This is a genomic window from Rhizobium sp. LEGMi-198b (genome assembly GCF_054114205.1).
On the sequence record NZ_JBSYVH010000004.1, the window covers coordinates 22,495 to 46,962 of the forward strand.

At 61.4% G+C, this 24,468-nt stretch carries 17 protein-coding genes and 1 pseudogene; 12 read left to right on the forward strand and 6 right to left on the reverse strand.

The annotated features are described in order from the left end of the window. Positions 1–31: 31 nt before the first annotated feature. From ACXHXG_RS16640 to ACXHXG_RS16650, 3 genes are all read right to left on the reverse strand, one after another. Positions 32–640: an alpha-ketoglutarate-dependent dioxygenase AlkB gene (locus tag ACXHXG_RS16640; RefSeq protein WP_457900033.1), complete on the reverse strand. Its 609-nt coding sequence runs from the start codon at positions 638–640 to the stop codon at positions 32–34. A 286-nt stretch (positions 641–926) separates the two neighbouring features. Further along, positions 927–1,361 (reverse strand): alternative ribosome rescue aminoacyl-tRNA hydrolase ArfB, encoded by a 435-nt coding sequence (gene arfB, locus ACXHXG_RS16645; protein ID WP_104821470.1) that lies wholly within the window; start codon positions 1,359–1,361, stop codon positions 927–929. A 121-nt stretch (positions 1,362–1,482) separates the two neighbouring features. Continuing rightward, a complete protein-coding gene (locus tag ACXHXG_RS16650) occupies positions 1,483–3,093 on the reverse strand; it encodes a phosphoenolpyruvate carboxykinase (RefSeq protein WP_104821469.1) in 1,611 nt (536 codons plus the stop codon). Between the two features lie 364 nt (positions 3,094–3,457). Here ACXHXG_RS16650 and ACXHXG_RS16655 point away from each other — a divergent pair, with 364 nt between their 5' ends. The 5 genes and pseudogenes from ACXHXG_RS16655 to ACXHXG_RS16675 all read left to right on the forward strand — a co-directional run bounded on the left by ACXHXG_RS16655 (position 3,458) and on the right by ACXHXG_RS16675 (position 7,477). Next, entirely contained in the window at positions 3,458–4,189 is a 732-nt protein-coding gene (locus tag ACXHXG_RS16655; protein ID WP_199773506.1) for a response regulator transcription factor, read from the forward strand. Between the two features lie 195 nt (positions 4,190–4,384). Next, a complete protein-coding gene (locus ACXHXG_RS16660; protein ID WP_104821467.1) occupies positions 4,385–6,178 on the forward strand; it encodes a sensor histidine kinase in 1,794 nt (597 codons plus the stop codon). Further along, entirely contained in the window at positions 6,175–6,627 is a 453-nt protein-coding gene (locus ACXHXG_RS16665) for an HPr kinase/phosphorylase (protein WP_283048265.1), read from the forward strand. Before ACXHXG_RS16660 ends, ACXHXG_RS16665 begins: the two co-directional genes overlap by 4 nt. A gap of 152 nt (positions 6,628–6,779) precedes the next feature. Beyond that, positions 6,780–7,182, forward strand: a pseudogene (locus tag ACXHXG_RS16670) (PTS sugar transporter subunit IIA). A 19-nt stretch (positions 7,183–7,201) separates the two neighbouring features. Next, the gene (locus tag ACXHXG_RS16675) at positions 7,202–7,477 is read left to right on the forward strand and encodes an HPr family phosphocarrier protein (protein ID WP_104821464.1); all 276 of its coding nucleotides are present in this window, start codon (positions 7,202–7,204) and stop codon (positions 7,475–7,477) included. Between the two features lie 25 nt (positions 7,478–7,502). Here ACXHXG_RS16675 and ACXHXG_RS16680 read toward each other — a convergent pair whose 3' ends face one another. Continuing rightward, positions 7,503–8,135 (reverse strand): glutathione S-transferase family protein, encoded by a 633-nt coding sequence (locus ACXHXG_RS16680; RefSeq protein ID WP_457900034.1) that lies wholly within the window; start codon positions 8,133–8,135, stop codon positions 7,503–7,505. A 156-nt stretch (positions 8,136–8,291) separates the two neighbouring features. Continuing rightward, on the reverse strand, positions 8,292–8,780 hold the full coding sequence (locus ACXHXG_RS16685) for a GNAT family N-acetyltransferase (RefSeq protein WP_104821462.1): 489 nt from the start codon (positions 8,778–8,780) through the stop codon (positions 8,292–8,294). 304 nt (positions 8,781–9,084) lie between these two features. On the opposite strand from ACXHXG_RS16685, the gene ahcY reads away from it, so the two are divergent. The 7 genes from ahcY (at position 9,085) to trxA (ending at position 22,855) form a co-directional block, all read left to right on the forward strand. Continuing rightward, on the forward strand, positions 9,085–10,485 hold the full coding sequence (ahcY, locus tag ACXHXG_RS16690; protein WP_104821461.1) for an adenosylhomocysteinase: 1,401 nt from the start codon (positions 9,085–9,087) through the stop codon (positions 10,483–10,485). 317 nt (positions 10,486–10,802) lie between these two features. After that, positions 10,803–13,391, forward strand: a complete 2,589-nt coding sequence (locus tag ACXHXG_RS16695; protein ID WP_457900035.1) for a PAS domain-containing sensor histidine kinase — start codon at positions 10,803–10,805, stop codon at positions 13,389–13,391. Beyond that, positions 13,388–14,899: a tRNA (adenosine(37)-N6)-threonylcarbamoyltransferase complex ATPase subunit type 1 TsaE gene (gene tsaE / locus ACXHXG_RS16700; protein WP_457900036.1), complete on the forward strand. Its 1,512-nt coding sequence runs from the start codon at positions 13,388–13,390 to the stop codon at positions 14,897–14,899. Before ACXHXG_RS16695 ends, tsaE begins: the two co-directional genes overlap by 4 nt. A 77-nt stretch (positions 14,900–14,976) precedes the next feature. Further along, positions 14,977–15,708, forward strand: coding sequence for a nucleotidyltransferase family protein (locus ACXHXG_RS16705; protein WP_104821458.1), 732 nt, complete (start codon positions 14,977–14,979; stop codon positions 15,706–15,708). Between the two features lie 3 nt (positions 15,709–15,711). Next, the gene (addB, locus tag ACXHXG_RS16710; RefSeq protein WP_457900037.1) at positions 15,712–18,900 is read left to right on the forward strand and encodes a double-strand break repair protein AddB; all 3,189 of its coding nucleotides are present in this window, start codon (positions 15,712–15,714) and stop codon (positions 18,898–18,900) included. After that, the gene (addA, locus tag ACXHXG_RS16715) at positions 18,893–22,459 is read left to right on the forward strand and encodes a double-strand break repair helicase AddA (protein ID WP_457900038.1); all 3,567 of its coding nucleotides are present in this window, start codon (positions 18,893–18,895) and stop codon (positions 22,457–22,459) included. The genes addB and addA overlap by 8 nt, the downstream gene beginning before the upstream one ends. Before the next feature lie 75 nt (positions 22,460–22,534). Continuing rightward, positions 22,535–22,855 carry a thioredoxin gene (gene trxA / locus ACXHXG_RS16720; protein WP_028753820.1) on the forward strand — a complete coding sequence of 107 codons (321 nt, stop codon included), beginning with the start codon at positions 22,535–22,537 and terminating at the stop codon, positions 22,853–22,855. Positions 22,856–23,106: 251 nt separating this feature from the next. Here the strand turns inward: trxA and ACXHXG_RS16725 are convergent, their stop codons facing one another. Continuing rightward, the gene (locus ACXHXG_RS16725) at positions 23,107–24,435 is read right to left on the reverse strand and encodes a bifunctional folylpolyglutamate synthase/dihydrofolate synthase (RefSeq protein ID WP_457900279.1); all 1,329 of its coding nucleotides are present in this window, start codon (positions 24,433–24,435) and stop codon (positions 23,107–23,109) included. Positions 24,436–24,468: the final 33 nt, after the last annotated feature.

Consider the following 24,468-nt stretch of genomic DNA (forward strand, 5'->3'; position numbering starts at 1 on the left):
GGTCACCTCAAATCGCGTTTTTCGCGAATCACTATGGAGTCACGCGCCTTAAGGTTAGGTTTATCCGGCCACCGTTCTTCAGTAGCGTCGAGGTCGCTGGATAGATGCGGTCGACGCCGTGGAAGGAAAGCCTGCCTTCTCCGCCGAGAAGGACAATATCGCCGCTGGAAAGCTTGAAAGATAGCGTACGATCATTGCGGTTAAGGCCGCCGACGCGGAAGAGGCAGGTGTTGCCGAGCGAGATCGACAGCACGGGCGCCGCCAAATCCTGTTCGTCGCGGTCTTGATGCAGGCCCATGCGGGCATCGTCATCGTAGAAATTGACCAAGCAGGCTTCCGGCGGCTTTTCATAGCCCGCTATATTGCTCCAGAGATCAAACAATTGTTGCGGAATCCCCGACCAGGGCCTGCCAGTCACCGGATGGTTCTGCTGGTAACGATAGCCGCGCTGCTTGTCCGTCACCCAACCCAGCGGGCCGCAATTGGTCATGCGCACGGACATTTCCTTGCCGGTGCCGGGCATGACCGGGGTGTAAAGCGGCGCCTCGGCCACGACAGTGCGGATCGCTTTGACAAGCGCTTCCTGGGTGGGGCGGTCGAGATAGCCGGGGAGATGGCGAATTCCGTTGGGGAGGAGCATCGATATTTTCCAAGATTGGTGATCGTCAGGGAAGTGCGCCATTGCCGCGTCTTTGTGCATGGCCCCTCACCCCCGCCCTCTCCCCGCAAGCGGGGCGAGGGAGCTTACCGTGCCCAATCCCAGTCTGTCACCAGTGGAGAGCTTCGTTGTCTCACTCTGTCGTCCCTTTTCCCTGCAGTGCGGCGAGAAGGTTGGGATGACGGGCCAGGCACAGAGCTACGGGCAACAACAGACTCGCCTGACAAGCCCCATTTTACCCAATCAAACCAAAACCGCAGCCAGAAACCTATTCGCCCCCGGGCTTGCCTCGCATCTTCTTGACCTCAGAGCGGCCCGATTTTTCCTTCAGGCGCCGTTCGATCGAGCCTTTGGTCGGCTTGGTCTTCTTGCGTGGCGGCGGCGGCGGTGCGGCGGCTTCGAGGATCAGTTCCTTCAGCCGCTCGCGTGCATCCTCGCGATTGCGATCCTGGCTGCGGAAGCGGCTGGCCTCGATCATCAACACGCCGTCTTTGGAAACGCGCCGGCCGGCGAGCCTCGCGGCGTTGGCCTTCACGCGGTCATTCAACGACGGCGAATTTGGAATATTGAAGAATAGCTGGACAGCTGTCGCGACCTTGTTGACGTTCTGACCGCCGGGACCGCCCGCCAGAACGAATTGTTCCGTCAGTTCCCATCCGGCAATGGTGATCCGGTCGTTGATGTAAAGCGCGTCGCTGGCCATGGTTCTCTCCGCGCCCGTCTATCCCATATTGACGCACGGTTGAAAACAGGCCGAGGGCAAAATGAAAAACCCGGCGGACCGGCCGCCGGGTTTCACGTGAGTCATTCCTCTGTGCGGCGGATCACTCCGCCGCGACACGCAGACCCGGCGCCGCGTCACGGACGTTGCCGTCGACATGATCCTCGAACTTGGCGAAGTTGGAGACGAACATCTGCACCAGCTTTGCCGCCTGCGCGTCATAAGCCTCGCCATCGGCCCAGGTGGAACGCGGATCGAGGATGGCGCTGTCGACCCCTTCGACCGCAACCGGCACGGCGAAGCCGAAATTCGGGTCGATGCGGAATTCGGCATTGTCGAGATCACCCTTCAAAGCGGCGGCCAACAGGGCCCGCGTCGCCTTGATCGGCATGCGCCGGCCCGTGCCGTAGGCACCACCGGTCCAGCCGGTGTTAACGAGCCAGCAGCCGGCGCCGTGGCGGGCGATCAAGTCCTTCAGCAGGTTGCCGTATTCGGCCGGATGACGCGGCATGAAGGGCGCGCCGAAGCAGGTCGAGAAGGTGGCTTCCGGCTCGACGACGCCCTTTTCCGTGCCGGCGACCTTGGCGGTGTAGCCGGAGAGGAAGTGGTACATCGCCTGTTCCGGCGTCAGCTTGGCAATCGGCGGCATGACGCCGAAGGCATCGGCCGTCAGCATGATGATCGTCTCCGGATGGCCGGTCATGCCGGATTCCGAGGCATTCGGGATGAAATGCAGCGGATAGGCGCTGCGGGTGTTCTCCGTCAGCGAACCATCGTCGAGATTCGGCACGCCATGTTCGTCAAGCACGACATTTTCGAGCACGGTGCCGAAACGGCGGGTCGTGGCGTAGATTTCCGGCTCGGCCTCGGCCGACAGGCGAATGGTCTTGGCGTAGCAGCCACCTTCGAAATTGAAGATGCCGTTTTCACCCCAGCCATGCTCGTCGTCGCCGATCAATGTGCGGGTCGGATCGGCTGATAGCGTCGTCTTGCCGGTGCCCGACAGGCCGAAGAAGATCGCGGCGTCCCCATCAGGTCCGACGTTGGCCGAGCAGTGCATCGGCATGACGCCGCGTTCCGGCAGCAGGTAATTCAGGACGGTGAAGACCGATTTCTTCATTTCGCCAGCATAGGAGGTGCCGCCGATCAGGACGATGCCGTTGACGAGATCGCAAGCGATCACTGTTTCCGTGCGGCAGCCATGGCGCTCCGGATCGGCGCGGAAGCTTGGCAGATCGATGATCGTCAGCTTCGGCACGAAGCTTTCCAGCGCCGACCGCTCCGGACGAATGAGCAGGTTGCGGATGAACAGCGAGTGCCAGGCGAATTCGGTGACCACGCGCGTCGGCAGGGCGTAATCCTGGTCGGCGCCGCCGATCAGGTCCTGAACGAACAGGTCCTTGCCGTGCACATGCGCCAGCATGTCCTTGTGCAGCAGCGCGAAATGCTCCGGCGACATCGGCTTGTTGTTGTCCCACCAGATCTGGTCTTCGGTGGTCGCGTTGCGGACAACGAACTTGTCCTTCGGCGAGCGGCCGGTGTGCTGCCCGGTCAATGCTCTCAGCACACCATGAGCGGTCAGATCGGCTTCGCGCCGACGAATCGCTTCCTCATAGAGATGAGCTTCCAAGAGATTATAACGAACACTGGCGGCGGCTCCCAGGCCGATCGATTCGAGTTCGGTTGCGGGATTACGGACGCCGAATTGCTCCATCGCTCTATTCCTCTACGTGGCCTCAGCCGTTAAAACTAAATAAAGCGTAGAGGCGTCTTTTTAAAAGCACAAGAGAGTAGAGCGAAAAATCTTTAATGATATCATGTATTTAATCGATTTAAATAAATTTTCATAATTTTAAATCGGTTGAATAGATGTCAGCGAGACGTTTCGTCACACAACCCGTGGTTAACTGTTTGTGTGTCCGGCAATCCGCCTCTTTATCTTTGCCACAATTTGTTCCACCTTTATCCCCATAAGCGCGCCAGGTTACCGCCAACCGAGCTGGCAAGCCACCTGGGAGCCACCTGGGGCTGGATTCCAAATCCGGGAGAGACGCGCACTGATGACGGAGACGAACACCATGTTGACAATCGCGCTCGTTGACGACGACCGCAATATCCTGACTTCCGTGTCGATTGCTTTGGAAGCCGAGGGATATAAGGTGGAGACTTATACCGACGGCGCTTCGGCGCTCGACGGATTGCTTGCCCGGCCGCCGCAATTGGCGATCTTCGATATCAAGATGCCGCGCATGGACGGTATGGAGCTTTTGCGCCGCCTGCGGCAGAAGTCCGACCTGCCAGTGATCTTCCTCACCTCCAAGGATGAAGAGATCGACGAGCTCTTCGGCCTGAAGATGGGCGCCGACGACTTCATCACCAAGCCTTTCTCGCAGCGTCTGCTGGTCGAGCGCGTCAAGGCCGTGCTCCGCCGCGCCTCCGCCCGTGAAGCCGCGAACGCGGCCAGCAGCGGCACAGCCGCGAAGCCCGGCGCCGCGCAACAGGCCCGCTCGCTGGAGCGCGGCCAGCTTGTCATGGACCAGGAACGCCATACCTGCACCTGGAAAGGTGAACCGGTGACGCTGACGGTCACGGAGTTCCTGATCCTGCATTCGCTGGCGCAGCGCCCTGGCGTGGTCAAAAGCCGCGATGCCTTGATGGATGCTGCCTATGACGAGCAAGTCTATGTCGACGACCGCACCATCGACAGCCACATCAAGCGGCTGCGCAAGAAATTCAAGATGGTCGATCTCGATTTTGATATGATCGAAACGCTGTATGGAGTCGGCTACCGCTTCCGCGAAGCGGCCTAGAGCCGGAGGATTTTAGGTCGAATCGACCTAAAATCTGAATCCGCTCTAGAGGTAAAGAACAGGGCATGATGTCGTCCGAAAACCGCTTACACTTTTCGGCATCATACTTGGATAGTTTACTGGACCGTGCGACGGGCAATGAAATAAGAGCATGCGGACAGGGTCGCCGATCCTGTCTTCGAAAGGGCCGCTGGCTTGGCACAACTGGTGCAAGATAGAGATATCGACGAGACGGAAAGCCCGAGCGACGTCAGAATCGCCCGCCGTCGGTGGACTCACCCTTTCACGCTGATCCGCCGCATCTTCGGCAATGCAGTCTTTTCGAGCCTGACGCGGCGTATCCTGTTCTTCAACCTCGCCGCCCTCGTCGTTCTCGTCGGCGGCATCCTCTATCTCAATCAATTCCGCGAGGGCCTGATTGATGCGCGCGTCGAGAGCCTGTTGACGCAAGGCGAAATCATCGCCGGCGCCGTCTCAGCATCCGCTTCGGTCGATACCAACTCCATCACCATCGACCCGCAGAAGCTGCTGGAACTGCAAGCCGGGCAGAGCATCACGCCCGTCCCGAACGACGAGGACCTGGAGTTCCCGATCGATCCGGAGAAGGTGGCGCCGGTGCTGACGCGGCTGATCTCGCCGACGCGCACCCGTGCCCGCATCTTCGATGCCGACGCCAATCTGCTGCTCGACAGCCGCCATCTCTATTCGCGCGGTCAGGTGCTGCGCTACGATCTGCCACCGGTGGAAGACGCGGCTCAGAACTGGTCGGACTGGTTCAGCGGCCTGCTCAACAAGATGCTGCAGCCGGGCAACCTGCCGGTCTATAAGGAAGCGCCCGGCGGTGACGGTTCGATCTATCCGGAAGTGATGAACGCGCTGACCGGCGTGCGCGGCGCCGTGGTGCGTACCACGGAAAAGGGCGAGCTGATCGTCTCGGTCGCCGTGCCCATCCAGCGTTTCCGCGCCGTGCTCGGCGTCTTGCTGTTATCGACGCAGGCCGGCGATATCGACAAGATTGTGCATGCCGAGCGCCTGGCGATCATGCGCGTCTTCGGCGTCGCGACACTGGTCAACGTCGTTCTGTCGCTGCTTCTGTCCTCCACCATCGCCAATCCGCTGCGCCGGCTTTCGGCAGCGGCGATCCGCGTGCGCCGCGGCGGTGCGAAGGAGCGCGAGGAAATTCCCGATTTCTCCGCGCGCCAGGACGAAATCGGCAACCTGTCGATCGCCCTGCGCGAAATGACGACGGCGCTCTACGACCGGATCGATGCGATCGAAAGTTTTGCCGCCGACGTCAGCCACGAGCTGAAGAACCCGCTGACATCGCTGCGGAGCGCCGTCGAGACGTTGCCGCTCGCCAAGAGTGACGATTCCAAGAAGCGGCTGATGGATGTCATCCAGCATGACGTGCGCCGCCTCGACCGGCTGATAAGCGATATTTCCGACGCCTCCCGCCTCGATGCCGAGCTTGCCCGCTCCGATGCGAGATCGCTCGATCTCGAAGTGCTCTTGCGCGACATGATCGATATTTCCCGTCAGGTCGGGCACAGCAAGAAGGCGGTCGAGATAGACTATATCGTCGACCGCAAGCCCGGCACGAAGACCAAGTTCACCATCGATGGCCACGACCTGCGGATCGGCCAGATCGTCACCAACCTCATTGAAAACGCCCGCTCCTTCGTTGCGAAGGACACCGGAAAGATCACGGTCAGGCTGACGCGAACGCGAACGCGTTGCGTCATCTATGTCGAGGACAACGGGCCAGGCATCCAGGCGGAAAATATCGACCGCATTTTCGAGCGCTTCTATACCGACCGGCCGGAAGCGGAAGGTTTCGGGCAGAATTCCGGTTTGGGCCTGTCGATCAGCCGGCAGATCGCCGAGGCGCATGGCGGGTCGCTACGTGCTGAGAATATCGTCGACGGCGAGGGCCCGGCGCTGCTCGGCGCCCGCTTCATCCTCTCATTGCCGGCCGAAACACCGGCATGAGCAGCAAAGCGACCAATGTCCACGGGACGGCGATCGTGATCGGCAAGACCGGCCTGCTGTTTCTGGGACCATCGGGCAGCGGCAAGTCCACGCTTGCCTTCGCATGCCTTGCCGCTGCCAAGCCGCTTGGCCTTTCCGCCACATTGGTCGCAGACGACCAGGTTTTCATCACGCAGCGTGAGGGCGCCATCATCGCCGAATGCCCGCCTTCGATCGCCGGACTAATGGAGATCCGCTACACTGGCATCGTCCGCCTTCCCCATGTTTCTGAGGCCGAAATGCATTTCGCCATACGCCCGGTCGATCCGGCAACGGCCGAGCGACTCCCTCCGGAAGACGAACAGATCGATGTGACTGAATCCATTCGCTTACCGCTGATCCGGCTGTCCGCGGCATTGGCCAATCCGCTTGCAGTAATTATGGCGAAAATCATCATCAGTTTGGATTAATCGGCCATTTAGGTCCTTGCAGGCGCCTAAATATCATATTTTAAGCTTGCACTTCGGCTTTTCATCGCCAAGATGTCCCCCCACCGGTGGACGACATTGCTGCATTGCGATATGGGCCACCTGTTTGCGTGTGCGATGGGAGCAGTAATATCATGATCGGACTTGTGCTTGTCACTCATGGCAAGCTGGCTGAAGAGTTTCGGCATGCCGTCGAGCATGTCGTTGGTCCGCAGAAGTTCATAGAGACGGTATGCATTGGTCCCGAAGACGACATGGACAAGCGCCGGCAGGACATCCTGCAGGCTGTTTCCGGCGCTGACGATGGGCACGGGGTCATCATCCTTACCGATATGTTCGGCGGCACTCCCTCGAATCTCGCGATCTCCGTCATGAATAGCGGTCATACCGAGGTTATTGCCGGCGTCAATCTGCCGATGCTAATAAAGCTTGCGGGCGTACGGGGCGTACAACAACATGGAGAAGGCTCTGGTTGAAGCCTCCGAGGCCGGGCGCAAGTATATAAATGTGGCCAGCCGTGTACTCAGCGGCAAATGACGAGACAAACATCCCGCCCATGACGGAACTTTCCCGGGAACTTCTGATCATCAACAAACGCGGCCTGCATGCCCGCGCTTCCGCCAAATTCGTACAGACCGTCGAAGCCTATGACGCCACCATCACCGTCTCGAGGGACGGAACCACGGTGGGCGGCAATTCGATCATGGGCCTGATGATGCTTGCGGCAAGCCCCGGCTGCAGCGTGCTCGTCACCGCCAGCGGCACCCAGGCCGCCGAGGCACTGGATGCACTGGATCGTCTGGTCGCCGACAAGTTCGGCGAAGAGATGTGATCTCCGTCTCCGCGCTATGCATGCTTCAAGCGCCGGAATGCGGATCGATGCTGTAGGGATGCACGGGATAACCCGGACCAATGGCATCTTTGACACGGGCAGACCAGGCGGAGACCGCCGGGTAGTCGGTCAGCGGAAAGCCGCAATCCGCGGCGCGGTGGCTGTAGGCGTAGACCGCAATATCGGCGATCGAAAGATCGTTCCCGACAAGAAACGGAAGACCGGCGAGGCTGCGTTCCAAGGCCGAAAGAGCGCGGACCGCGGCTTCGCGCTTGCCCGAAACCAAGGCCTGATTGCGTTCCAACCGCCCCGTCAGCGTCCAGAAGCGCAGCGAGCCGATGACCGGCTCGATGTGGTATTGCTCGAAGAACAGCCATTGCATGACCTTGGCGCGCTGGTAGCGGTCCGTTGGCAGAAAGGGCGTGCCTTCGGCGAGATAGGTGAGGATCGCGTTCGATTCCGCGATCGCGCTGCTTCCCTTCCCCAGTTCGAGAACGGGGATAGCGCCCACCGGATTGAGCTTCAGGAAGGCGTCGGTGCGGCTCTCGCCCTCGAAAATCGACACAAGATGGCTGGTATATGGGATTTCGAGGAGCCCGAGCAAAACCCTGGCTTTCCAGCCGTTCTGCGACGGCAAATAGTCATGAAGCGTGAGCATGGCGGTTCCTTCGCTGTGAAAAGGCCGAATTTGCTCGCTACAGTCGTCTGTGCAATCCGATTCTTGCAAGCCGGACGCAGCCAATGATCGCCTAGTTTCTGTAGAGCGGCGATTTCGGCTGGAAAGCGGACTTTGCTGCCGTTGCATCCATTCTGCTTACCGCTTCGCCAGCATTGGCAAGATCAAGCCCCATCCAGTCTCTTGAGGTGGTCCAGACAGTTCGAACCCCAACTTCTTGTAGACGGCTATCGCCCGTCCATTGTCTGGATGCGGATCGGTCGCAATCACAGGTGCGCCCTCATCGAAAAGAGCCTGCATCCTCATTCCGATAAACGCTGAACCATGTCCAACGCCGACCATTTCGGGGTCTCCGATATATTGATCAATTCCCCGCGACCCTTTGGGAAGACCGGCAAAATGGTGATCTTCCCATCCGTGCACCGTGTAGTCCTGCAAGAACGCAAAGGGCCGTTCGTTAATTGAAATGATCCAGCGAGCCACCCGAGGATCAACCAGTTCTGCTTCACCATACGGCTCACCAGAACCCCACCATTCCAGGACATGCGGGCTCGACCGCCACGCCTTCAGTAAAGCGAGATCATCCAGGGTCGCTCTGCGAAACTCGTAAGGGTTGGTCGCGAACATTAGATCACTCTAGCAGATTGTGCGACGGTGAGTATGGGCCGAATCCAGACGTCCTCGCCTCAGCTATGAAAAATCGCTTGCTGCCGACACGCCGACTAGAGAAGCCCCGATAGTCTCATGACAGAGAAGCACCCTAAAAATCGACGGATATAAAGATATAAAGACTTCTTTATATCAACATTGATTTCCGGCCTGAAGCCTGCTACAGGGCATCATCCCACACGCTGTCAGCGTGCAATTCTTGTTGCATTCGGCCGAGGCGTTCGCCTGTGGTCCGTTCGCATCGTTCAGGCTGGAGACCTTCATGAGCACTGAAAAGGACTACATCGTCGCCGATATCGGCCTTGCCGACTTTGGCCGCAAGGAAATCTCGATCGCCGAAACCGAAATGCCGGGCCTTATGGCTTGCCGCGCCGAATTCGGCGAAGCGCAGCCGCTGAAGGGCGCGCGCATCACGGGTTCGCTGCACATGACGATCCAGACCGCAGTGCTGATCGAGACGCTTGTCGCTCTCGGCGCTGAAGTGCGCTGGGCATCCTGCAACATCTTTTCGACCCAGGACCATGCCGCTGCCGCGATCGCCGCTTCCGGCGTTCCGGTCTATGCCGTCAAGGGCGAAAGCCTTGAAGACTACTGGATCTACACCGACAAGATCTTCCAGTGGGCCGACGGCGGCTTCTCCAACATGATCCTCGACGATGGCGGCGACGCCACCATGTACATCCTGCTTGGCGCTCGCGCCGAAGCTGGCGAGGACGTCCTCTCCAATCCGCATTCCGAAGAAGAAGAAATCCTCTTCGCGCAGATCAAAAAGCGCCTCCAGGCATCGCCGGGTTGGTTCACCAAGCAGCGCGAAGCCATTAAGGGCGTCACCGAAGAAACCACCACGGGCGTCAACCGCCTGTATCAGCTCAGCCAGAAGGGCCTGCTGCCCTTCCCGGCGATCAACGTCAACGACAGCGTCACCAAGTCGAAGTTCGACAACAAGTACGGCTGCAAGGAATCGCTGGTTGACGGTATCCGCCGCGCCACCGACGTGATGATGGCCGGCAAGGTCGCCGTCGTCTGCGGCTATGGCGATGTCGGCAAGGGTTCTGCCGCTTCGCTTTCCGGCGCCGGCGCGCGCGTCAAGGTCACGGAAGTCGACCCGATCTGCGCCCTACAGGCCGCCATGGACGGCTATGAAGTGGTGCAGCTCGAAGACGTTGTCTCCACTGCCGACATCTTCATCACCACCACCGGCAACAAGGACGTTATCCGCATCGACCATATGCGTGCGATGAAGGACATGGCGATCGTCGGCAACATCGGCCACTTCGACAACGAAATCCAGGTTGCCGCCCTGCGTAACCTGAAGTGGACGAACATCAAGCCGCAGGTCGACATGATCGAGTTCGCCAAGGGCAACCGCATCATCCTGCTGTCGGAAGGCCGCCTGCTGAACCTCGGCAACGCCACCGGCCATCCCTCCTTCGTCATGTCGGCTTCCTTCACCAACCAGACGCTGGCGCAGATCGAGCTCTTCACCAAGCCCGGCCAGTACAAGAACGAAGTCTACGTGCTGCCGAAGCACCTCGACGAAAAGGTTGCTCGCCTGCATCTCAGCAAGCTTGGCGTGAAATTGACGGAGCTTTCTGAAGAGCAGGCTTCGTATATCGGCGTCACTCCGAAGGGTCCGTTCAAGTCCGACCACTACAGATACTGATCCTACGATCGATATCCACAATATCTTGTGGCCCCGGCATTGACAAATGCCGGGGCTTATTTTTTGGCCCGCTCCCTTCCCGGCGATTCCCTTAGGCAGTATTGTTTTTAGACTTGATTCGTGACGAACCGGGCATGCCCGGAGCCATGAAAATGGGATGTCTTGTCGAGATGCGGCACAGTAGAGTCGGATGATTTTAGGTCGACACGACCTAAAATCTGAATCCGCTCTACAATCAAATAAGTAGAGCATGATGTCGTCCGAAAACCGCTTACACTTTTCGGCATCATGCTCTGAAGGACGGAGACAGACCGCTTATGTCTGAAGGGAAAGACAATCTGCCTGAGCCAGCGATACCCCCAGCGGCGATCGCGCAGCGGCGGCAGGGCGGCGCATATATGCTTTTACCGCGAGCAAAGCGGCGGACGAATGCAGGCCTTTTGGCCTCATTGGGTCGCTTGCTGCGTTTCAGCGTTTTCGGCGGCATCGTCAGCGGCCTGGCGGGTCCCGTTCTGGCGCAGACGAGCGCCGGCACGCCAGCGGTAGCCCGTCTCTTTACCTCCTCCGAAATGGCCGTCTTTTCCGTCATCATCGGCGTAATTTCCGCGGCACTTCTGTCGACGGTCTGGGTGGTCCGCCAGCGCGGCAATATGGAAAGCGAAAGCCGCGAGATCCGTACGGCGCTATCGGACGCGAACCAGCGCATTTCGCAGTATCAGGCGCTGATCGCCGACAAGAATCGCCGGATCGTCATCTGGGACGGGCAGAACGCACGGCCGGAGCTGCTTGGCCAGCTCCCCGTCGAGACCGGCGCGCCGCAGGACAACGAATTCCTCGCTTTCGGCCGCTGGCTGAAATCCTGGTCGGCCGGCGAGCTGGAAAAGGCGATCGACAAGCTGCGCAGCAGCGGCCAAAGCTTCGATATGGTGGTCGAGACGAACCGCGACGAGATATTGGAGGCGCAGGGCCGCATCTCCGGCGGCCGCGCCTTCGTCCGCTTCATCGCACTCAACAATCTGCGCGCCGAACTGGCCGAGCTCAAGATCGAGCGCGACCGGCTCATGACTTCGATCTCCGCTTTCCAGAACCTGCTCGATGCCATCGACCTGCCGGTCTGGCGGCGCGATACCGAGGGCAAGCTGACCTGGGTCAACCAGGCCTATGGCGAAGCAGTCGAGGCGGTGTCGCCGGATGAAGCCATCCGCGAAGGCCGCGAATTCCTGACGACCGTCGCGCGCGAGCGCATCCGTGCATCCACCACGCCGGAATCGCCCTTCCACGACAAGATTTCCACCGTCGTACACGGCAACCGCACCTTCTTCGATGTCATCGACGTCAAATCGCCTGATGGTTCGGCAGGCATCGCCATCGACGTTTCGGAAGCGGAAGCGGTTCGCGCCGAGTTGGCACGCACCTTGAAGAGCCATGCCGAGACGCTCGATCATCTGGCGACACCGGTCGCGATTTTCGACGGCGACCGGCGGCTGCAATTCTACAATCAGGCCTTCGTCCAGCTCTGGGAGCTCGACATCGCCTTCCTCGAGAAGAAACCTGACAATAGCGAGCTGCTGGATCGGCTGCGCGGCGCCAAGAAGCTGCCGGAGCAATTGAACTGGAAGACCTGGAAAGACGGAGTCTTGTCCGTCTACCGCGCGCTCGACACCCAATCGGATCTCTGGCACCTGCCGAACGGTCAGACCCTGCGAGTTTTCGCCACCGCCCATCCGCAGGGCGGCGCCACATGGGTGTTCGAGAACCTGACCGAGCAGGTCGATCTCGAAACGCGCTACAATACGCTGGTCAAGGTGCAGGGCGAGACGATCGACCATCTCTCCGAAGGCGTTGCCGTCTTTGGCCCCGATGGCCGCATCCGCCTCTCCAACCCGGCATTCCGCATCCTGTGGAACATCACCGAGGCACAGGCGAAGCCCGGCACGCATATCCAGGCTCTGGCCGAGGCCTGCGCGCCCTCCTACGACCGGCCGGACGGCTGGAAGCGGTTTGCCGAGCAGATCACCAGCTTCGACGACGAGCGCCCGTCGTCGCAGGGCACGCTGGAGCTCTATTCCAATCTCGTGCTCGACTATGCCGTCATTCCGCTGCCGAACGCGCAGACCATGCTAACCTTCGTCAACAAGACCGACAGCGTGCGCGCCGAACGGGCTCTCACCGAGAAGAACGAGGCGCTGCTGAAGGCCGACGAGCTGAAGAACGATTTCGTCCAGCATGTTTCCTACGAGCTGCGCTCGCCGCTGACCAATATCATCGGCTTTACCGATCTTTTGAAGACGCCGGGCATCGGGCCGCTGAACGACCGGCAGGCAGAGTATATCGATCATATCTCCACCTCTTCCTCGGTGCTCTTGACGCTGGTCAACGACATTCTCGATCTTGCAACGGTCGATGCAGGCATCATGCGGCTGAACTATTCCGAGATCGGGCTCGACGACCTTCTGGACGAGGTGTCGATGCAGATCGCCGATCGGCTGCAGGAAAGCGGCGTCACGCTGGAAATCACTGTCCCCGCCCATCTCGGTTCCGTGGTTGCGGATCAACAACGGCTGAAGCAAATCCTGCTCAAGCTTCTGACCAATGCCGCCAATTTCGCGCCGGAAGGCTCGACGATCGAATTGAGATGCGCGCGCGAAGGCACCGATTTCGTCTTCTCGGTCGCCGACAAAGGTCCGGGCATCCCTGAAGAGATCATGCGTACGGTGTTCAACCGCTTTGCCTCCAGCGGCAAGGGGGGCAAGCGCAGCGGCGCCGGTCTTGGTCTCTCCATCGTCGAAAGCTTCGTCAGCCTGCACGACGGCCAGGTCTCGATCGAAAGCCAGCCGGGCAAGGGAACCACGGTCACGTGTCGGATTCCCTCCGCCGAATTGCCGCACTCCATCGCAGCAGAATGACAGCAGCGAACACAAGCATCTCCCTTTTCCTGGCAGACGACGCGGCAACCACTCGCCTGGGCGAAGATCTGGCGCTGGCGCTCAAGGCCGGCGACTGCCTGGCGCTGTCGGGCGATCTCGGCGCCGGCAAATCCTCGCTCGCCCGCGCCCTGCTGCGCGCCATGGCCGACGATGCCGAACTGGACGTGCCGAGCCCCACCTTCACGCTCGTGCAATCCTACGAGCTGCGCATCCCGGTCTCGCATTTCGATCTCTACCGTCTGGGCGACCCCAGTGAGCTCGACGAGCTCGGCTTCGACGAGGCGCTGCAGACCGGCATCTGCCTGGTGGAATGGCCGGAGATGGCCGAAGGCGAACTGCCGAAAGAGCGCATCGATCTCAAGCTCGAGCACGAAGGCGAAGGCCGCCGCGCGACCATTGTGGCATCGGCCAAGCAATTCGCCCGCATCCAGCGCGTTCTGGCGATCCGCGCTTTCCTCGACACCAATGGTTATGCCGGCGCTCGGCGGCGTTTCCTGACGGGCGATGCTTCGCTGCGCGCCTACGAATCCATCCATCCGCATGGCGGCGGTAAGCGTGTGATCCTGATGGACTGGCCGCGGCTGCCCGAAGGGCCGCCGGTGCTCGACGGCAAGCCCTACCCCAAAGTCGCGCATCTCGCCTGGGATGCCTATCCCTTCGTGGTGATCGCCAATGTCCTGCGCGAAAACGGCTTTGCCGCGCCGGAGATCTTCGCGGCCGACTATGATCAGGGCATTCTTTTGATCGAGGATCTCGGCACCGATGGCGTGCTCGACAAGGAAGGCAAGCCGATCGCCGATCGCTACCGGGCAAGCGTCGCCTGCCTGGCGCATCTGCACAGCCTTCATATCCCGCAGGACATCCCGGTCACGCCGGATCACGTCCATCATATTCCGGATTTCGACCGGACGGCCATGACGATGGAAGCGCGGCTGCTCATCGACTGGCATCTGCCTTGGAAACGCGGCGCTCCGGCGAGTGACGAGGAAAGGGCCGACTATCTGGCGATCTGGAACGGCCTGATCGATGAGCTGGACGATGCGGAAAAGAACCTGCTGCTGCGCGATTTCCACTCGCCGAACATCATCTGGCGGGCCAAGGAAAAGAGCATCCAGCGAATCGGCCTCATCGATTTCCAGGATGCGATGATCGGGCCGACGGCCTATGACCTCGCCTCCATCGTCCAGGACGCGCGCGTCACCATTGAGCGCGATCTGCATGATGAATTGATGGCGGATTATCTGTCGCTGCGGCATACCCAAGGCGGTTTCGACGAAGCAAAGTTCCTGAAGAGCTGGGCGATCATGTCGGCGCAGCGCAATTGCAAGCTCGCCGGCCTCTGGGTGCGGCTGCTGCAGCGCGACGGCAAGCCCGGCTATATGAAGCATATGCCACGCACGCTCGCCTATCTCGCCATCGCTTTCGAACACGAAACGCTCGCTCCGTTGCGCGAATGGTGTGCACGAGCTGGAATAGGCGACGTCTAGCTGACCGAGACCGGGCGACGGTTTTCCTGCAATATGCTAAAGGAAGACAGCCGAGCGAATCACAAATTCGAGACGAGATGACCATCAAGCAAGCCATGGTATTGGCCGCGGGCCTCGGGACCCGCATGCGGCCAATTACCGATACCATCCCAAAACCGCTGGTAAAGATCGCCGGCAAGCCGATGATCGATTATACGCTGGATGCCCTGGCCGAAGCCGGTGTCGAGCGGGCCGTCGTGAACGTCCATCATCATGCCGATCAGATGGAGGCGCATCTTCGGAACTATCGCGGATTAGACATCCTGATCTCAGATGAACGCGATGCGCTGATGAACAATGGCGGCGGCATCGTCAAAGGCCTGACGCTGCTGAGCCGCGATTCTGTTTTCGTCATGAATGCCGACTTGTTCTGGATCGGCGAGAAACCCGGCCAACCAACAAACCTCGAGCGATTAGCCGGATTCTTCGACGAGCAGCGCATGGATATGGCGATGCTGTGCGTCGAGCTGGAAAGAACCACGGGTCACAACGGCAAGAACGATTTCAGCATGGCTGGGGACGGCCGGCTTACACGCTATCGCGACGCGCAATATAATGGCGTCGTCTATGCCGGCGCCTTCGTCATGAACCCCTCCCTTCTTGACGATGCGCCAAATGATGCCTTCAACATCAACATCTATTTCGACAAGGGAATCGCCAAGGGCCGGCTCTACGGCACGATGATGGACGGCCATTGGCTGACCGTCGGCACGCCGGAGGCGATCGGCGAGGCGGAGGAAACGATCCGGACTTTCCGGGCGTTTGCGTGACGGATGACGGGCGGGCACCGGCAACGCATCCTGACGATCCCGGCGGGCCTGCCTTTTCTCAAGACCCTTGCCAGCGCTCTCTGTGATGGCCGACTGACCGAGCACTTTCGCCACGATCCCGGCGATCCGCTATCGCTTGCCAAGGTTACCATCTTCCTGCCGACAAGGCGCGCGGCGCGCGTGCTGCGTTCGGAATTCGTCGATCTGCTTGGCGGCCGCTCCGCGATCCTGCCGGTGATCCGCCCGCTCGGCGAGACGGACGACGATAGCGGCTATTTAGAAGAGGCTCTGCCCGCGACCGCGGATCTGGCGCAGCCGCTTGCCAATACCGCGCGGCTGTTGGAACTGGCACGGCTGATCCTTGCCTGGCGCAACAGGCTGCCGCAGATCGTCCGCGACATTCATTCGGATTCGCCGCTCGTCGCTCCGGCAAGCCCGGCAGACGCCATTTGGCTGGCGCGCAATCTCGCCGAACTCATCGATTCCATCGAGACCGAGGATCGCGACTGGGCCGAGCTTGCCAAGCTTAGCGCCGACGACCATGCGCTCTGGTGGCAATTGACGACCGAATTCCTGCAGATTGCCAGTGCTTTCTGGCCGGCGCGGCTGGAGGAACTCGGCAAATCCTCGCCCGCCAGACACCGCAACGCCATCCTGCGTGCCGAGGCGCAACGGCTTGCCACGATGCAGCATGCCGGGCCGATCATCATCGCCGGCTCCACCGGTTCGGTTCCGGCAACGGCGGAACTGATTGCCGCCGTTGCCTCCCTGCCGCAGGGCGTCATTGTGCTTCCGGGGCTCGATCTTTCGATGCCGGAGGAGGACTGGCGGCTTGTGGCGCCGGAGACGGGCGCTGGCGCAAGGGTCGATCCGACGACACGCAGCCATTCACAATATGGCCTGTCGCTGCTGTTGAAGCGGCTGCGCGTGGAGCGAAGCGATGTGGAAACCGTCGCCGAGGCGCCGGAGAGCATGCAGATTCGCGCTGAGGTCCTGTCGCGCGCCCTGGCGCCGGCGAAAGCGACCAGTGGCTGGGGTGCATGGCAAAAGACGCTGGCGCCTGACGCGATTGCGCGAGCCTTCGCCGAGGTCGCCCTGATTGAGGCGACGAACGAACGCGAAGAGGCGACGGCAATCGCCATCGCCTTGCGGCTCGCGCTGGAGAAGCCGGGGCGCAACGGCGGCGAAAGCCAGGCGGCACTGATCACGCCGGATCGCAATCTGGCGCGGCGCGTGACGGCGGAGCTGGCCCGCTTCGGCATCACCGCCGACGATTCGGCCGGAACGCCGCTCGCCGCCACGCCGCAAGGGGCGCTGCTGCAATTGCTGCTCGAGGCGACGCTTCGCCCCGGCGACCCCGTTGCCATCGTCTCGCTCATCAAGCATCCCCTCGCCCGCTTCGGTTTTCGCACGGATGCCTTGCAGCTTGGCGTCGATGCGCTGGAAGCGCTCGCCTTGAGGGGCGGCATCGCCGATGTCGATATCGGCGCGCTGGAATCCCTGCTCGACCGGCAGCTCACCGAACAGGCAATGGACCGACATGCGCCGCACTGGCGCAAATCCCTGCCTCCGGAAGCCGTGGAACATGCGCGCGCGCTGGCCCGAAAGATCGCAGCGGCATGCGAGCCGCTGACCTCAGCGCTTACACCATCATCCGCCGGACTTCCCACCCTTTCCGAATGGGCCGATCGCACGGGCCGCGCCCTTGAAGCCGTTGCCGCCGATGAGCGCGGCAATCTGGCCGGACTCTGGTCCGGCGAGGCCGGCGATACGATGGCAAGCCTGCTGAAGGAGGTCATGGAAACCGAAGGCCAGCTCGAAGCGGATGGGCCGCAGTGGATCGATATCATGGCCGCGCTCTCCGCCGGGCAGGCAGTCAAGCCGCGGGCACTGAGCCATCCGCGGCTGTTCATCTTCGGTACGCTGGAAGCGCGCCTGCAGAGCGTCGATACGTTGATCCTCGGCGGGCTCAACGAAGGCTCCTGGCCGGGCCAGACCGCCAACAATCCCTTCATCTCCCGCACGATGAAGACCGAGATCGGCCTGGAACCGCCGGAGCGCCGCATCGGTCAGCTTGCCCACGATTTCGAAATGGCAAATGGGACGCGCGACCTGATCTATTCGCGCGCACTGCGACAGGGCTCGACCCCGACCGTGGCATCGCGCTGGCTGCAGCGGCTGATGGCGCTGGGCGGCAAGACGTTTGCCGGGGAATTGAAAGCGCGCGGCGATCAATATCGCCATTGGGCTGGGATGATCGACGAAGGCGAAAACCAGGCGCCGGCGCTGAGGCCATCCCCGAAACCGCCAGCCGGGCTACAGCCGAAAAGCTATTCCTTCAGCGAGGTCGGCCGCCTCCGCCGCGATCCCTATGCGATCTACGCCCGACGCGTCCTGCGGCTCGACCCGATCGCTCCCTTCAACCGCGAGCCCGGCCCGGCCGAGCGCGGCACGCTCTATCACAAGATCATCGATCGCTTTATCCGTGAGGGTCATATCGCCGGAACGCCGAATGCATCGCTGGCTATGGATCGTATCGTCGCCGAGCTTTTCGACGCGGAGCAACTGCCGGTTCATATCGATAGCGTCTGGCGGCCACGTTTCCGCGAAGTGGCGCGCGCTTTCCTCGCCTGGGAAGCGGAGCGGCGGCCTGAGATCCGCTCGACGGCAACGGAAGTGCCTGCGGGCGTCGAGATCGAGCCGATCGGCATCCGCTTGACCGGCGTTGCCGACCGCATCGATTTCAAAGGTAACAGGGCGGCAGACATCATCGACTACAAGACCGGTTACAATCCTTCGCCGGCGCAGGCCCGCGCGCTGCTCGATCCGCAATTGGCTCTGGAGGCTTACGCACTCAAGGCCGGCGCTTTCCGCGATGTCGGCGCACTTGCTCCGGAGAACCTGCTTTATGTGCGTCTGAGGCCCGGCGATCGCTTCAAGGTCGATCAGGTCAACAACGAACTTTCCGGCCGCAGCGGCAAGACGGAAACAAAGTCGGCTATGGATTTGGCGGAGGAGTCGATGGACCAACTCGTCAAATTCGTTGCCCTGCTGCAGTCCGGCGAAAAGGGCTTCTCGTCACGGCTGATCCCCGCCCAACAATTCGAATATGGCGGCGACTACGATCACCTGGCCCGCGTCTCCGAATGGTCGACAGCGGAGACCGAACAGGAGGGAGGCGGCGATGAGTGAGCTTTCCGACGGCGAACTCAGCGCCCTGCCCGATAGCGACGATCCTGGCGTCTGGATCGGCTGGACGACTGTGCAGCAATCGATCGCCTCCGATCCGGAACGGTCCGCCTGGGTCTCGGCCAATGCCGGTTCCGGCAAGACGCATGTGCTGACCCAGCGCGTCATCCGCCTGTTGCTCGCCGGCGCGCGGCCGTCAGCCATTCTCTGCCTCACTTATACCAAGGCCGCGGCGTCGGAGATGTCGAACCGCGTCTTCGATCGCCTAGCTGCCTGGGCAACATTGCCGGACGAGGAGCTGAAGGCGCGAATCACCGAGATCGAAGGCGCGGAGCCGGGTCTCTTGAAGCTCGCCGAAGCTCGCCGCCTCTTCGCCAAGGCGCTGGAAACGCCGGGCGGGCTGAAGATCCAGACGATCCACGCCTTCTGCGAAGCGCTGCTGCATCAATTCCCGCTGGAAGCCAATGTCGCCGGCCATTTCTCGGTTCTCGACGATCGCGCCGCGGCGACCCTGCTGGATGATGCCCGTCGGTCCCTGTTGACGGCAACGCCGCATGATCCGAATGCCGAACTTGCCGAGGCCTTCGCCTATGTGCTCGATCTCGGCGACGAATCCGGCCTGGAGACATTGCTGGGCGAGATCGTCGCCAACCGCAATGCTATCAGGCGCTTCACGGCGGAAGCCGAACGGAACGGCGGCATTGAGGCCGCGCTGCTTACCCGGCTCGGTCTCTCTCCCGAAGACACGGAAGCTGGGATCGCGGAGCAGTATTGGCCTCTGCCCGGTCTTTCCGGCTCGACGCTGGAGCTTTACCTCACGCTTGCCGATCTCAAGGGCGGAGCGAAAGCGCAGGATATCGCCTATGGGCTGCGCCTTGTCAAACGTGAAGCGAACCCGATCGCCCGCGCAGAGATTCTCGAGAAGGTCATGCTGACCGCCAAGGGCGAGCCGAAGTCGGACAGCCAGTTTTTCGTCAAGGCGATGCTGGCCGATGCACCCGCGCTGGCCGACGCAGTCGCTGCCGCCCGCGCCCACGTCGTCGCTTGCCGCGACCGGCTGAAGCTGATGCGGATGTATCGCGCCACCCGGGCGGCGCTTACCCTCGCCGACCGGCTGAACCGCGACTATGAAGAACTGAAGAAGCGGCGCAGCCAGCTCGATTTCGAAGACCTGATCACCCGCACCGCCGATCTGCTGACCAAGAAGGACGTCGGCCCCTGGATCCACTACAAGCTGGACCAAGGCATAGACCATATCCTCGTGGACGAGGCACAGGATACCAGCCCGATCCAATGGAGCGTCATCCAATCGCTAGCGGAGGATTTCTTCTCCGGCGAAAGCGCGCGCCCGACCCTCAGGACGATCTTCGCGGTCGGCGACGAAAAGCAGTCGATCTATTCCTTCCAGGGTGCGCGGCCCGAACGTTTCTCCGAGGAGAGCGACCGGACGCGGCGGCGCGTGGATAATAGCGGCCAGCAGTTTTCATCGATCCGCCTTCCGCTCTCCTTCCGTTCCACCGCCGACGTGCTGGCCGCCGTCGACCATGTCTTCACCGCGCCCGAGAATGCCCGTGGCCTCAGTGCCGCCGCCGAGCCCGTCGTGCACCGCTCCAGCCGCATCGGTCATCCCGGCGCCGTCGATCTCTGGGACATGATTGCGCCCGAGCCGCTGGCGAAGGAGGAAGACTGGACGGCGCCCTTCGATTCGACGCCGGAAAGCGCGCCGGCGGCGATCCTGGCGCGGCGCATGGCGCAGACGATCGGCAACGTCATTGGCCGCGAGACGATCATCGACAAGGGAAAGGCGCGCTTCATCGAGGCCGGCGATATATTGGTGCTGGTGCGCAAGCGTGACAGCTTCGTCAACGCGCTGACTCGGGCCTTGAAGCGGCGCAACAACATTCCCGTCGCCGGCGCCGACCGCCTGGTGCTGACTAGCCACATCGCCATTCAAGACCTTTTGGCGCTTGGCCGTTTCCTGTTGCTGCCGGAAGACGATCTTTCGTTGGCAGCGCTGTTGAAGAGCCCCCTGTTCGATCTCGGTGAAGACGATGTGTTCGCCGTCGCGGCCTATCGCGGCGATGATGAAAGCGTCTGGAGCCATCTCCAAAAATTCGCCGATGACGGCAATGAGCGCTTCCGGCATGTCCTCGACCGGCTGAAGACCTTCCTGGCACTCTCCAAGAGCCTATCCGTGCATGACTTCTACGCTCGCGTTCTCGGCAGCTTCGGCGGCCGGCGGCAGTTCCTGGCGCGGCTCGGCACCGAAGTCAGCGACATCCTAGACGAGTTCCTGACCTTTACATTGGACCACGAAACTTCCGGCCTGCCGGGTCTGCAATCCTTCATCTCGACGCTGGAGCTGGAGGCGCCGACCGTGAAGCGGGAGCAGGACAAGGGCCGCAACGAGGTGCGGATCATGACGGTGCATGCCTCCAAGGGCCTGGAAGCGCCGATCGTCTTCCTCGTCGATGGCGGCGGCAAGGCCTTTACCCATACGCATTTGCCGAAGCTGCGCCTGATCGAGACCGGCAAAGGCGAAATCCCGCTGCCCGTCTGGGTGCCGGTCAGCGCACTTGCCAATTCGCTGACACAGGCCGATGCGACGAGGCTGCAGTCGCTGGCGGAGGAGGAATATCGCCGCCTGCTCTATGTCGGCATGACACGCGCCGCCGACCGGCTGATCGTCTGCGGCTATCGCGGCATTCGCGAAAACGCCGATACATGGCATGCTATGATTTCCAGGACGCTGCGCCAGGATGGCGAGCGCTGCACGCCTGTCAGCTTTTCCGGACCGGATGGCGAGTGGCAGGGTTTGAGCTGGCGTGTCACCCAGGTCGAGCGCAGTTTCGAGCACATGGAACAGGCGGAAGCGACCGTGGACCGAGGAGCGCTGCCGGTGGGATTAAGCCGGCCGCTGCCGCCGCAGCGAAACCTACCCCGGCCGCTCAGCCCTTCCGGTGCCGGCACCATCATCGACGATGAAGCCGACAATCTGCTTGTCGCCTCGCCGCTGTTCACCGAGAAGCCCAAATCGGATCGCTCGCTGGAAAAGGGCCGCTTCATCCACCGCATGCTGCAGACATTGCCGGAGATCGCGCCGGCAGATCGCGCCGATGCCGCGCGGCGCTACGCCGAGCGAGCCGCACGCTTCTGGCCTGAGGCCGAACGCGAAGCGCTGATCAACGCGGTGATGGCGCTGCTGTCGCACCCAGACCTGCAGGGTGTTTTCAGCGCCCATGCCCAGGCCGAAGTCTCAATCATGGGCACGCTGACGCTGGGCGATCAGAACTATGCCGTCTCCGGCCGCATCGACCGGCTGACCGTGCTCGACGATCGCGTGGTCATCCTCGACTACAAAACGAATCGCGTGCCGCCGCGTGGTGCCGAAGAGATTCCTTTCGCCCACCGGGCCCAGCTTGCCATCTATCGCGAGATCCTTTCGCCGCTCTATCCCGGCAGACGCATCGATTGCGTGCTCGTCTATACCGAGAACGCCTCGATCCACACGCTCTCCCAAGAAGCGCTCGCATTGGCGCTTGCGGAGCTCAAAACAAAGTGAAATACCAAATATTGAAATTTGGGCACCGCACCATCACATATCTAGCAACCCGCAAATCCTGGTAAGGAGCAGCCTATGGCTACCGTGAAAGTCGATACCTCCAACTTCGCTGCCGAAGTCCTGCAGTCCGCAGAGCCTGTCGTCGTTGATTTCTGGGCCGAATGGTGCGGTCCGTGCAAGATGATCGCGCCTGCTCTCGAAGAGCTCGCCGTACAGTTCGAAGGCAAGGTGAAGGTCGCCAAGCTCAACATCGATGAAAACCCGGAACTGGCTGCCCAGTTCGGCGTTCGCTCGATCCCGACGCTTGCCATGTTCAAGGCCGGCGAAGTTGCCGACATCAAGGTTGGCGCCGCTCCCAAGACCGCCCTGCAGAGCTGGATTTCCAGCGCTGCCTAATCGGTATCGACTGAGAGAATGAAAAAGCCCGCTTCGTGCGGGCTTTTTGTTGGTCGGAGAACACGGGCCATCCTCGCTCTTCGAGGCTTCGTACCATCAGGGCGAGGATGAAGCAGGCTCGTCGCCACGGCAACGCAGAGATGAATGATGAGCCCGTGGCGCGGCTGGGCGAAAAGGTCAGCCCTCATGCCGAGGAGGCCCGCAGGGCCGTCTCGAAGCACGAGAGCGGGTTGTTGATCACCGCACCGGAATCACTTCGGCGGCGTGCCGTTATCGGCAAGGACATCACCGACGAGATATAGCGAGCCGCCGATCAGAATGCGCGGCGCCGGCAAATCGGGTACGGCCAGTTCCTTGATCGCATCCAGCGCTTGGCCGACGCTCGACATCGGTTCGGCCACCAGACCAGCATCGTAAGCCGCGCCGGCCAAAACCACGGGGTCGATCATCGAATCGCTGCCGCGGATCGGCACGCAATAGACCTTTTCCGCCAGGCCGGTGAATGCCTTGAAATAGCCGACAGGATCCTTGGTATTGATCATGCCGGTAATCAGGAACAACGGTCGCGGCTGGCGCTCCTCGAAATTGGCCATGGCTTCGGCAATGACCTCGCCGGCGCCGGGATTGTGGCCGCCGTCGACCCAGATTTCCGCGCCTTCGGGTGCGTGCACCAACAAATCGCCTTCCGTCAGACGCTGCAGGCGGCCCGCCCATTCGACCGAGGCCATCGCCTTTTCCATCATCGCTTCGGTGACGACAAAGCCCGCGGCCTTGACGGCACGGATGGCAGCGGCGGCGTTGGCATATTGATGCCGGCCCGGCAGGCGGGGCAGCGGCAGGTCGGCGAGACCGAACTCGTCCTGATAGACCAGCCGGCCATATTCCTCGTGAGCGGAAAAATCCTGGCCGAAAACCGCCGTCGGGCAACGCAGCCGCTCGGCAGTCGATATCAGCACGTCCAAGGCGGCATCATATTCCTGATGACCGATGACCACGGGACGGCCGGGTTTCATGATCCCCGCCTTTTCGGCTGCGATCAGCTCGACGCGGTCGCCGAGATAGGGCTGGTGGTCGAGCGAGATCGGCATGATCACGGAGGCGGCCGGATCGGAAATGACGTTGGTGGCGTCGAAACGGCCGCCGAGGCCGACTTCGATGATCGCGACATCGGCCGGCTGCTCGGAAAACAGCATGAAAGTCGCCGCGGTCAGGATTTCGAAGACCGTGATCTTCTCGCCGCCATTGGCGTCGGCAATCCGCCGGAGTACGTCAGCGAAGACCACATCGTCGACGAGCTTGCCGCGGCCGCCCTTGACGCCCATGCGGTAGCGCTCATGCCAGTTGACAAGATGCGGCGAGGTATGAACATGCACGCTCAGGCCGCCAGCCTCCAAAAGCGCGCGGCAGAAGGCCGTCACCGAGCCCTTGCCGTTGGTGCCGGCGACATGGATCACCGGCGGCAACTTTTTGTGCGGATTGCCGAGGATGTCGAGCAGCCGGGTAATTCTGTCAAGCGAGAGATCGAAGCCTTTGGGATGCAATCCCATCAGCTTGTCGATCTCCCGTGCCGCCTCGCTCATTGCGGATTGATCCATAGCCGTCATCCCGCACCT